This window comes from Hymenobacter glacialis, assembly GCF_001816165.1.
Classification (GTDB): Bacteria; Bacteroidota; Bacteroidia; order Cytophagales; family Hymenobacteraceae; genus Hymenobacter; species Hymenobacter glacialis.
In genome coordinates this window covers 1-3102 of record NZ_MDZC01000104.1, presented here as the reverse complement: position 1 = coordinate 3102, position 3102 = coordinate 1, and the positions used below count along the sequence as shown (strand labels likewise).

Annotated in this window: 1 protein-coding gene; it reads right to left on the bottom strand. The window is 49.4% G+C overall.

The genetic code is table 11. The features are described from left to right. Window positions 1-312 precede the first annotated feature (312 nt). A complete protein-coding gene (locus BEN48_RS18315; protein ID WP_083321120.1) occupies window positions 313-2625 on the bottom strand; it encodes a T9SS type A sorting domain-containing protein in 2313 nt (770 codons plus the stop codon). Window positions 2626-3102: the final 477 nt, after the last annotated feature.

The window sequence follows — 3102 nt, the reverse complement described above, 5'->3', positions numbered from 1 at the left end:
ATGAGGGAGGGAAAGGAGATGGGTCGCACCTCAAATTTCCCGCTTTTTTGGAAGTCTTTTCTGTTTTGCGCGCTGCTGGCTACTTCCTAAACAGCTTCTGTAATACAGGCATTGTTTTCCCGTGCAGCAGGCTACTAAATACAACACTGCTGCGTCTACACAACTGCTGAGAGCCAACCCGTGCCTTCAGCAACAAGTCTGAATGGGGCTGGATGCAAAAAAAGCCCCGCATCCCAAAGGGTGCAGGGCTTTTCTTAGAAGCTGTTGGCACTGCTAGTGCCATGGAACACAATTGGCAGTGACCTTAAAGCACTACTCGCGCACCAGGCGCTGGGTGGTACGGCCGGCAGCACCGGACATTTCCAGGAAGAAAGGTCCTTTGGGAACCTTCGTCAAGTCAATAGTTTCGTTACCAGCAGCTTGGCCATTGAGCAGCGTTTGACCTAGTGCATTGAAAATGCGGTAATGAATAATGCCTGCCGATGCGGGCAATTTCATGGTGCCTGTGCTGGGGTTTGGATAAGCCAAGGCCTCCTGGCCGGACCGGGAAGCTACTACGGCCACAGGCGAATAGGAAACCGTGCCATCGATATCAACCTGACGCAGACGGTAGTAGGACTGGCCGGCAAACGGCCGGCTGTCCACGAAGGCGTACTCGCGCAGGCTGCTGCTGTTGCCCTGGCCCTTTACGGTGCCAATGGTTTGAAAGGACTGGCCGTTGGCGCTGCGCTGCACCTCAAACCGGTCGTTGTTTTTCTCCGTGGCCGTGGCCCAGGTCACGTGCACCCCGGCTGGGGCAAGCGCTGCGGCAAAGCGGGCCAGCGTCACGGGCAGGGGATTCACAAATGGAAAATTCTCGTCAGTGCTGGTGCTTGCAAGGGAGAAGTTGCTGGAGGAAAGTGCAAAAGCATTAAACGAAGCCGAAGTCAGCGTACCTGCTACGGGCCGGCCGCCATTTGAGGTGCCGGTATTGGAACTGCGGCCAATATTACTCCACGCACTGCCAATGGCGTCATTTTTAGCGATTACGAACGTGGGGTCAGCGGGGTAATTTGCAAAATCATCTAAGTCAAAGCTGAGCTTAACAGTGCCTGCAAAGCCCGTTGGAGCTACGCTGGGAGCCAGTTGAAAATAACGCTTAAATGAAACCCGGGTCAGGTTTGAGCCGGGTGCAAATGCTTGGTTAGGCGGCGTGTCTTGCTGCTCACCGATATAAGTGACAGCACCCGTATTCGTTTGAGACGTGATATTCAACGTCATGGGGCGGTAATTCCCCGCTTTACCAACTGGAAATACCATGTTGGTTGATGCACCTGAGGAGGTAATACGTGATACTGGGCCATTCACGTAGCTGGTGTTGCTTCCATCAGTGACGGGTGTAGAAGCGGAGAGTGCCAAAATATTGGCGGGCCGGCTAGTGTTAATGTTGCCTTGGGTCAATGCCAAACCGCCGTTGAGCGTCAACGCTCTTAACAGGGTAACACCGGCAGAGTTGTTGATTTGAAATACGGAATTGCTATTGAAATTAACCGTCCCATTTCCGCTAATGGACTGTGCTGCAGTGCCGTTGAAGGCAACGAGCGAAGGACTGTTTGGAGTGAAATTTAAAACTCCCCCATTTGCCAATAAATTTCCCTTAATACTGGTTCCAACGCCGGGGCTGGCTACGGCAGCATTCAAGCCGACTGTACCTGCCGTAATAGTGAGGTTGTTGAAAATTACCATGGGCTGGGCTCCGCCTACGGTAGCCGAGGCATTGAACGTGAGGTTGCCGTAGGTTTGGCCATTGGGCGAGAATGCGCCACTGTTATAGATGTAATTGCTGCCGCTGTCAAATACCGTGACTGGATTAGCAGTGGTTGTGAAAGGGTCACTGCCACTAGACTGCGTAAAGGTGGCGCCTGACCTGAAAATTACCGAGCGAGGAGTTGTAGCGTCAGTAACGGTGGTTGAAGCAGTTGTGCCAAATGGTACAGTAGAAAGCGACTGAGCCGTAAAGGAACCAGTGTTTGTGAACTCCAATCCATTAGCGTCAGCGGCCACAACTCGAGAGGGGATTGATGCACCGGTGTTAAGGGTAATGTTGCCAGCAACTAATCCTTTCTTACCCGTTTCAATTGCTATAAAAAGAAATCGGTTTGCGGTATTACCAGAGTAAACAACGGTAAGTTGAGATGTTGCATCAACTATCAAGCCCGTACTACCGGACGAGGGAGTACTATCAACAATTCTAATAGTTAGGGCGGCATTGCTGGTTGTTGGGCCTGATAGGGTCACATTGGCATTATTGAGAAATTGTAGTTGTCCAATTGTCTCTAAGCCACCTACTTTAAAACTGATGAGAGCAGGAATATTAGCACCAATGTTGCCATCAAAAATTAGAATGTCACTTTCTGCAGGAATGGAACGAATAGCTCCGGTTCCGTTTGGAGTGGTATTCCAGTTTGCGGGCTCAGTCCAGTCTTCTGGCTTATTTGCCGCGCCGCGCCACCAATAGGCCTGTTGAGCTTGAGCTGAAGCGGACCACAGCATGAGTACACCCAACAGTAAGAAAGTATTCTTCGTCACCGTTGCGACCAAGCTGTTAGCTGTTGTATTCAAGAAGTGTAGTTTAAGTGCATTCATATTTTACAACATGTAGTTTAAGGCCGCAATATACATACTAATTGATGTATTTTGAAACTAATTGGTGCAGTACTAAGTGATGGCTGCCCCATTAAAAAAATAAAAACTGTGATATTAAACAACTGCGATATTAAACAAATAAGAAAGTTTGCGAAGACAATTAGCTCAGCTTAATAGAGATGAAATGCAATGTGCCATTACAAATGGAAACTGCTGGCCGTTTACTCGTTGCGCGTGGCTACTCAGCAAAATTGCTATAATATATTGAACAACAGCTGTTTGCGAAATATTGTGCGTCCAATGATACCCGATTTGTCCATTAGTACAAAAAGGCGCCGAAAGGACGCAGGCACGGTCACTAATCTCATCAGCACTCCTTAGAGTCTGTTCTGTACTTGGAGTTAAATTTGGGGATGTCACAAGCAGCGCATTACCCGAGCGACATTTCTGACGATGAATGGGCCTTTGTATGCCCCT